At 38.0% G+C, this 8,965-nt stretch carries 6 protein-coding genes; 2 read left to right on the top strand and 4 right to left on the bottom strand.

What is annotated here, in order from left to right:
* Nucleotides 1-65: 65 nt before the first annotated feature.
* From FJR37_RS24700 to FJR37_RS24715, 4 genes are all read right to left on the bottom strand, one after another.
* Nucleotides 66-1,649 carry an HlyD family efflux transporter periplasmic adaptor subunit gene (locus tag FJR37_RS24700; RefSeq protein WP_039202443.1) on the bottom strand — a complete coding sequence of 528 codons (1,584 nt, stop codon included), beginning with the start codon at nucleotides 1,647-1,649 and terminating at the stop codon, nucleotides 66-68.
* Between the two features lie 408 nt (nucleotides 1,650-2,057).
* Nucleotides 2,058-5,051 carry a peptidase domain-containing ABC transporter gene (locus tag FJR37_RS24705; protein WP_168467378.1) on the bottom strand — a complete coding sequence of 998 codons (2,994 nt, stop codon included), beginning with the start codon at nucleotides 5,049-5,051 and terminating at the stop codon, nucleotides 2,058-2,060.
* 56 nt (nucleotides 5,052-5,107) lie between these two features.
* On the bottom strand, nucleotides 5,108-5,839 hold the full coding sequence (locus FJR37_RS24710) for a peptidylprolyl isomerase (protein WP_371416167.1): 732 nt from the start codon (nucleotides 5,837-5,839) through the stop codon (nucleotides 5,108-5,110).
* Between the two features lie 612 nt (nucleotides 5,840-6,451).
* Nucleotides 6,452-7,216, bottom strand: coding sequence for a COP23 domain-containing protein (locus tag FJR37_RS24715; protein ID WP_168467379.1), 765 nt, complete (start codon nucleotides 7,214-7,216; stop codon nucleotides 6,452-6,454).
* A 686-nt stretch (nucleotides 7,217-7,902) separates the two neighbouring features.
* On the opposite strand from FJR37_RS24715, the gene petC reads away from it, so the two are divergent.
* Together petC and FJR37_RS24725 are read left to right on the top strand one after the other, a co-directional pair.
* On the top strand, nucleotides 7,903-8,442 hold the full coding sequence (gene petC / locus FJR37_RS24720; protein ID WP_168467380.1) for a cytochrome b6-f complex iron-sulfur subunit: 540 nt from the start codon (nucleotides 7,903-7,905) through the stop codon (nucleotides 8,440-8,442).
* Between the two features lie 100 nt (nucleotides 8,443-8,542).
* Nucleotides 8,543-8,911, top strand: a complete 369-nt coding sequence (locus FJR37_RS24725) for a DsrE family protein (protein ID WP_168467381.1) — start codon at nucleotides 8,543-8,545, stop codon at nucleotides 8,909-8,911.
* Nucleotides 8,912-8,965: the final 54 nt, after the last annotated feature.

Here is an 8,965-nt window from a genome sequence, read left to right on the forward strand (position 1 = left end):
TCGCAATGACTGTAAATATTTTTGTCAAACTACTTACACATCTAGGTTAAGTCTTTTAAAAATCCCTAACGGACTTCGTTCAAACTCTCCACCTGCTTGGTAAACATCTCTGTAAATAAACTCATGACTGTCCGTTCTTCTCGGACTTTAATATTAGCAGTAATAGACATACCGGACTGTAAGGATATCTTTCTATCTTGATTGGTGAGACTTAATTGTTGTTTATCTAACTTGATTTTGGCGGGGAATCTATAAAATTGATGGTTTTGGTCGGGAGGTAAAGCATCTGAACCAATATCAATTAGTTTACCCTTGATATCACCAAATTCACTAAAGGGAAAGGAGTCAATTCTCACATCTACATTCATACCTTTCCTCACAAAACCAATATCTTTATTGGTGATGAAAACTTCGGCTATGAGGCTATCTTTGGGAACGATTTGTAGTAATTTTTGGGTAGAATTGGCAACAAAACCTGGATTTTTAGCTTGAAGATCAAAAACTACACCGCCTACAGGAGCGCGAAGTTCTTGATATTTAACGTTTAATTGTGTTTGGGAGATTTTACTATTAATATCTGCTAAACGCTGTTCATTTTCTAGAATAATTTTCATGAATTGACTATCAATTTCCGCAATCCGTTGTTTGTTAGCACCGATTTTTTCCAAAATAGTTTTATCAGAACTAGCAACTGTATTGGTTGATTGCTCTTTTCCCTTATTAATATCGAATTGTAGACGTTTTGCCTCTTCTTGTAATTGTGATATTTCTGCGGAAAGCGTTTGTACCTGTTGTTTTTGATTCAGATATTGCAGTTTAGAAATACCACCTTCTTCAGCTAAGGTTTTAAGACTAGCTAAAATCTGACTTTGAATTGCTAAACCATTTTTAGTATCTTGCAGTTTAAATATGGTTTGAGAAAGTTGTTTTCGGGTTTTTTCAACTTCTAAATCTGCGGCTTTAGAACGGGATTTTAATTCTGTTTTAGCAACTGCTAATAATTGTTGTTCATCAATCCCTGTACCTGCTGCTCCCGGTGAATTTCTTAATTGAGAACGTAATAATTCATTTTCTGCTACTAAGGAAGCGCGACTTTTAAGCAGAAAAGCTGATTCTCCCGGGAGTCTACTGCGTAAAAATGCTATTTCAGCATCTATTCCGGTACTTGCTCCCATTAAGCGACGATAGATATTGTTTTCTTGAATTAAAGCTATCCGAATCTTATTCAATGAATTTAATTCGGCTAGGGTCGCAATGGAATCAAAGGTTAATAATAAATCTCCTGGTTTTACCTCTTTACCATCTTTTACATACAGTGATTTTACAACTCCATTTATAGGAGCTTGTACGTCTTTGACTGTTCCTTCTGGTTTTAATTGTCCTGTGGCGGGAACTACTTGCTCAATTTTCGCTAAACAAGCCCAAATAATCCCAAAACAAGCTAATCCCATGAGGGTGAGCATGATAGTTCTTGACCAAATTGGGGATTGGCGTAAGACTACAGATTGGTCGAAGTTATTAAAATTAAAATCGGGTTTTGGCTGTTTAGGAGCGGGTTTGGGTGGTGTTAATACTTGTGCATCTCTATAAGATCCGTTACCGTTACCGTTTCCGTTTCCGTTGCTGTAACTACCATTAAGTTGAGTCATAATAATTTGGGATTTGGGATTTTAGATTGAATATTTAGTGGTGTGTGATTTTAGAGTTTGAAAAGTTTAATGTATTACTTGCTTTTTTCGTTTCTTCGGTTTCCTACTCTGTATAGGAATGAGTTCTCTAAGAGGGTGTTTGAAAAGTTATGGTTGATGTATCAAATATTTTTTACCCCACCCTAACCCTCCCCTTGTAAAGGGGAGGGAACTGGATTTTTATTGTTTCCCCCCTTTACAAGGGGGGACTAAGGGGGGTAGCAATGTGATGAAAATTACGGAATAACACTTTTCAAACATCCTCTAACGGCTTTAGGCAGAGCCTCTGTAATGGCATTCCCAGTCAGAGACTGGGAACGAGATGAACAGGGTAAAGCATGAGCTAAACCCTTACAAATAACTGACAAATTACAAATTTACTTCTTGTTGTTGATAAAGATAGAAATAATGACCTTTAGCTGCCATGAGTTCTTGATGACTACCTTGTTCTATCATTCTACTGTTATCCATGACGACGATAGTATCGGCATTACTAACAGTATTTAAACGGTGGGTAATGAAGAAGACTGTGTTGCCTTTGAATGCACGAGCTAAGTTCAGACAAATTTGCCTTTCTGTGGGATAATCTAGGGCGCTGGTGGCTTCGTCTAAAACTAAGATTTTAGGTCTTTGTAATACAGAACGAGCGATCGCAATTCTCTGTCTTTGTCCACCAGAAAGGGCTGATCCCCGTTCCCCAACTCTTGTATTATAACCATTGGGTAAGGTCATAATAAATTCATGTGCAACAGCGATTTGTGCGGCTTCAATAATTTCCTCTGTTGTGGCATCAGGATTTGTTAAGGCAATATTTTCTTGAACTGTGCCATCAAATAAGAGCGTATCTTGGGGAACTACACCAATTTGCCGCCGCAGCGAATAAAGTTCGACTTTGGCAATGTCATAACCATCAACTAAAATTCTGCCAGATTCTGCGTCATAAAGTCTGAGCAGTAATTTCATCATTGTACTTTTGCCTGAACCACTTTGTCCGACAATGCCCACAAATTTACCTGCGGCAAATTCGACGCTGACATTGCTGAGTTGTAGTGGTCCGCTGGCAGCAAATCGGAAGGAAACGTTTTCATATTTAACAGCACCGTTCACAGCAGGAAGGGGAATATTATTCCGATCTATTTCTGCTTCTTGTGGTGTGTCTACAATATCACTTAATCGTTCTAAAGATAAACCAGTTTCTTGGAAGTTTTGCCAGATTTGCGCCAACCGTAAGATTGGGGTAGTAACGTAACTAGAAATAATCCGAAAAGCAATTAATTCTCCTAATGTTAATTCTCCTTTCAAAACTAAATAAGCTCCCACCCATAAAACTAATAAACTGCTAAGTTTACTGAGAAACTGACTGGTTGAGTTAGCTAATGTGGAAGTCAGCACAGTTTTAAAACCGGCAGCGACAAACTTAGCATATTTCTTTTGCCAAGAAAACCGGGAGCGTAATTCAATATTTTGGGCTTTAACTGTTTGAATACCTGACATAACCTCAACCAAATATGATTGAGTTTCGGCATTCCGTTCAGCTTTAGTTCTTAATTGTCTACTCACTGTGGGAGCAGCGACTAATGTCACTACCACAAACAGAGGGATTGTCCCTAATCCGACGAGAGTTAGTTGCCAACTGTAAAACAACATGACAACTATATAAACAACGGAAAATAGGGCATCTAACACTACTGTTAAAGCCGTACCGGTGAGAAACTGACGGATGTTTTCTAATTCATTAATTCTGGTGGATAGTTCACCAACTGGTCTTTTATCAAAATAGCGCAGTGGTAAGCGTAGCAAGTGGTCAATAATTTGTGACCCCAAACTCATATCAATGCGGTTGGTGGTATCTACAAATAAGTAAGTCCGCAAGGTGGTTAATACTGCTTCAAACACACCCACTGCCAATAGTAATACTCCTAGAATATTCAGGGTACTAATACTATTTTGGACGATGACTTTATCAATGATTAGCTGAATAACCAGAGGATTAGCGAGGGCAGCTAGTTGGACGAAGAAGGAAGCAATAAATACTTCTATCAGTACCCGGCGGTAACGTGATAAGTAAGGAACAAACCAAGATAAACCAAAGCGTTCTTTCGGTGTTTCTTTGGTTGCACTCAGTAATAAAACTCTAACTTGTGGTTGAAGATTAGCGTCATCGGTTTCTAATTCTTCTACTAATTGACTAATTTGGCAGTTGATAATGCCTTGAGATGGTAAACCCAAAACTACTGTTTTTCCATCTACCGCATAGAGGACAGCAAAACTGTCACGATAGCGAATTAATGCTGGTGTAGGAATCCGATTGATGGAAACAGCAGGAACATCAACTAGCTGGGATTTAAGTCCAATTAGTTCGGATAAATAAGCGCAAACTTGAAAAGATATACTACCTTGACGCTTAATTTGGTCGTTTAAAATGCGGCGGACTACTTCTTTCCGAAAGGGCATTTCTAAATGCTTGGATAGCATTTGAAAACAAGCTAGAGTGGCATCTAATTCTCCTTGTCCCCGGAAAAATGGATAGTTTTGATTTTTAAATTGCTTGTTTGATGTGGTGGGGGGAACAAATTCTGGTTCTTGGGCGTAGGGAATTTCCGAATCTACTCTGCTATCTGATATAGTTTCTAATGTTTCAGATTCAATGGTAACACCATCAAGTAATGATAGGTCTTGATGATTAATGCCCAATAAGCGGAGAGGAATGTTGCCTTTAACTTCAATTACGTCGGTTTCTAGGCGAGAATTGGGTGGGAAATTGGGTAGGGAACTACGACCACTCACAAACCAAATGCGATCGCTATCTAATTCTCTTAAAGCAGTTTTTCCTGGTGATAAATAATGAATTTTTGCTTCTAATTGAGCCTGTTGGGTAATGTCTTTGAGGTTGTGATTTACTAAAGCTTTTTGTGCTACCTGTGAACTCAAAATATCAAAGATTTCAATTGAGTGACTTACGTGTTGACGAGCTTTAGCAAAGGCTGGATTGCGGTTGATAAATTGCAAATAATCTGCGGCTTTCCAGGTTAAACAGATGACTTCTGTGGACGCGATCGCTGTTTCACAAGGAAGTTCACGCAACCAAGCAATTTCGCCAATTGTTGCCCCTGGTTGGAGTAATTTTAATGTAATTGGTAATTGGTTTTGGGGATTATATCCCAATAGTCTGACGTTGCCTTGATAAAGAATGGCGATCCTCTCTGGTAGTTGTTCTTTACCAATAATTTTTTGTCCTATGCGATAACGCAAAGGCTGGAGAATTTGTGATGATAAGAGGTTATTAATTTCCTCTTTCGATAATTGATCAAATCCTTCAATACTGGCAATGAATTCTTCAAAGGTACTCTGAATATAAGTCATATTGATTGAGTTATTTATTTCACTTCATTTTGGCGAAAAGGTTGATATTTGGCGATTTATATGGTCTGAATCTGACATTTTTGTTCTGTCATTTGTGTTTGTAACCACTGATTAAATCGTTCATTTAGTAATCGTTGTCGCATGGGACGATCTAGTTGGGCTGGGAGTATTTTTTCTAATCGGACAATTACTAGGACGTTATTGATTTGAGTTGGTGGTGATAGTTGTTGTGGTTGACTTTTGGAGAGGATATTCACCAATGTGGGATGGAGGGATTGTAAATCTATGGGTCCGACTAAGCCATCTGTTTGGGATTCTGGTCCTTGGGCGTATTCCCGTGCTAATTCCGCAAAAGATTGTTCACCCTCTTGAATACGGAAGTAAATTTCTTGAGCGATACCAAGTTCTGAGGTGGTAATTAGGGAATAAATCACTCTATCTAACTGGGTTTTCCGTTGAAAAAAGTAGGAGTTTAAATCCCCTCCCCAGGTTTCCTCTTTGAACTTTTCTAGTTTTAATTGTCGTACCGCCATGATTTTCAGTTTTTGGAAACTTTCGCTCTGTGGTTCTAGTCCTTGATATTGTTGGGCTAATTGTTCACAGGCTAGTTGTTCTTCTTCTGGGGTACAGACAATTTCTGCGATCGCTTGATCAATGAATATTTCCTTAATTAATAGCGGTAATAGCTGGTATTCCGACAATAATGATAAAACTTCTGTAGGCTGGAGGGTGCGATCGCCCAATTGTAGAACTTGATTCATATTACTTGTAATCAGGTTTGTCACCATTGTTAATTTCTCTTCAAAAGATAGTAGAACTAGATTGTCACCAAGTTATATTTTGGTTAAATTATACAATTTATGACAACTTTACTCTGCTTTGGTTTCAGTGTAGTATTTAAATACTAATTATTTGCCAATAACCAAAATTTGATTTCTGGGCATTTAAGTGGTCAGAGTGTTGATATTTGGATATTATCGTACCAACTTACCATAAATTAATAAATTTGTCATAAGTAATTGGACAAAAATATTTACAGTCATTGCGAGCGAAGGGAAGCAATCACAACCCTTGCGATTGCTTCATTTCACTTCGTTCCATTCGCAATGATATTGTGTAATTAATTCTGTCTCACTACTTATCAAACTTACTTTGTAGGAAATGGGGAATAATGACGAATTAGCAGCCTAAATTAGATAACCAGTCATTGCGGTTATTGCGTATTCTTCACTTACTCACTAATCTTCAAAAATCAATCCATCCTGAGAAATAATTACAACACCTAATAAGTTAATACAGGACAAAATTATATAAAGGGTAAATTTAATTTCTCTAAAAAGGTAAATATAATCACAAAAATACTGTAGGGGCAATCCCCCTGTGGTTGCCCGGAATCATAATTAACGAAATCTGCCCGGATTTAGCCGATTGGGGCTTTGGCGTGTGGTATTACCTTTAATTGTTACTCCATTTCTCAGTTTTCCACCATTACCACCATCTTTAGGATCAAGGTATGGTTTCAAATTAATCCCACCTTTAGTAGAAGTAACTTGATTCTTGCTACCACCTAAAAGCGTTTGTCCGAGACTGTATAAGCTATTACCATTACTACTATTACGATTAGTGTAAGTATTGACAGCAATAGTTTGTTGTCCACTATCAGCAGTAGTTAAATTTTGGAATACACTATTGCGAATAGTATAAGGATCTTTGCCACGAGGGACTGTTAAGACAATTCGACAACTGGGTTGGGCTTCGGTGGTGACACAGATAATATTTTCGCTATTTTCTACGGCTATTTGCAGTTCTTGTAATCCATCTGGGCGATATGATTCTAAACGGGTGGCGATCGCTTGACAACGTTTCTGAGCATCCCACCCGCCTCCTAAACTCTGAGGTGCAGCCCAAGCAAAGTATTGTCCTGGTTGACTTTGGGGCTGGTACATGACTGTAAACTGTCCATTGTTAGACTGGCAACTAAATCTGGCGCTACTGTCAACTGTGGTGGAAGTTGGGATGGTGGTTGATGAACCTGATGGTACTGTAGTAGATGAACCTGATGGTATTGTAGGAACAACAACTTGAGCAAAAGCTACAGTATTACCAAAAAATAAAGAACAGCCCAAACTACTCAACAATAAAACCCGAAGTGATTGTAATGACATAAATATAACCTCTGTAAGAAACAGGTAAATAGTTGATATCTCTATTGACGGAGAATATATTTTTTTGATTCATTAACAATACCTGTTTTTTTATTTTTAGTATACATAGCAGAAACCGCTACAAGCTACGAAGGATTATCAGCAGCTTACAGCGGTTTCTCGATTAGGTTGTAGTTCAATACAAAAATATAGAAGTGGACTTGACAAGCAATCAATTAAATTCGATTTAAATTACGCTTCCCTTATTTCTAATGGGCAGGCACTTCTGGCTGTGAGTTCAACACCTCCAATAACAATTTGGTGAGATTTAGGCGAAAAAACTTTGACAGGAAGCTAAAATCTAAAACTGATTGCCGGGACATTAGAGCAGGAGGCACAAACTCTAATGAAAAGTTTGGATTTAAGGTTTGACTTTTAACCTTTTTGTACCATACCCTTAATCTAGCACGAGTTTTTTTCTTTGTGTTGTCTGTTTACTAAACTTGAAATTCGTTAATATATTGCAACAATTCAGAAATTTTTCTGAGAAAAAATTCCTCACACATCTAGTCCTCTTGATTTTCCATTTCCTACCTTGAGAGTGATTTCATGAATTAAAACGGAATGCTATAAATAACAGCAGTACCATCATGTTTTCATTTCAAGGCACTCAACACTTATATATTGCAATCAAGAGGTATAAAATAATGACAGATAGTCTTTCTCTACAAATAGAAAGTCCCTCAATGTCGAGACGACAATTACTCAATTTTCTTACAGGTGCAGTTGTTGCCACTACAGCCGGCAGCGTATTGTATCCTGCGGCTAAATTCTTTGTTGCCCCCACAGAAGTGGGTGGAGATGGTTCTATCCTCGCCAAGGATATTCATGGAAATCTCATTCCTTCTAGCCAGATTTTAGCTGAACCCGTTGGCACTCGTGCTTTAGTTGCAGGTTTAGCAACAGAACCTACTTACCTCACAATCCAATCAGATGCTACTCTGCATCCTTGGGGAATTGTTGATATCTGTACCCATTTGGGTTGTACCTTTCCTTGGAATCCCAATGACAACCAATTTCAATGTCCCTGTCATGGTTCTCGTTATGATCCTGATGGCAGAGTAATAAGAGGTCCTGCACCTCTTCCCCTCAAGCTTGTTGGCGTTAACTTGGAAGGTGAGTATATCCGCATTTCTCCCTGGACAGAAATAGACCCCCGGACTGGTGAAAAACCTTGGTGGATTTAGTAATTTAATTTATCCTCAATGGTTTCGGGACTAAATACCACAGATAACAGTGCCATCAAGTTGCATGGTGACAGCAGTTTAAACTTGCAGGAGAGAAAAAATGGAAACTACAGTTAAGGATGGAGTCTTTATTCATATTAGTCGAGGAACAGAAGACCCCCACCGGGTATTGATGGCATTAACTCTAGCTGAAAAAATGTCTGAGGATAAAGATGTGCTAGTTTTTTTTGATATTCAAGGTGTAGAAGTTGCTCTTAAAGATGAGAAAGTAATTGAATTTAGGGAGTTTGAATCAGCGCAAACTTTGTTAAACAAGCTGATTAAAAAAGGGATTTTGATCTACGTCTGTCCGATGTGTTTAAAAGCAGCTAATCACCAACTAGAAGATTTGATGGAAGGGGTAAAATTAGCTCAAAAAGAAGCTTTCTTTAATTTTACTCAAGGACGTATTTTGTCTTTGAACTATTAAGACAACTGACTAATTGCTAATTTGTAATAATGATACAAGTGCCTTAGTTCATTT

The organism is Aphanizomenon sp. UHCC 0183 (assembly GCF_009712065.1).
Taxonomy (GTDB): Bacteria; Cyanobacteriota; Cyanobacteriia; order Cyanobacteriales; family Nostocaceae; genus Dolichospermum; species Dolichospermum heterosporum.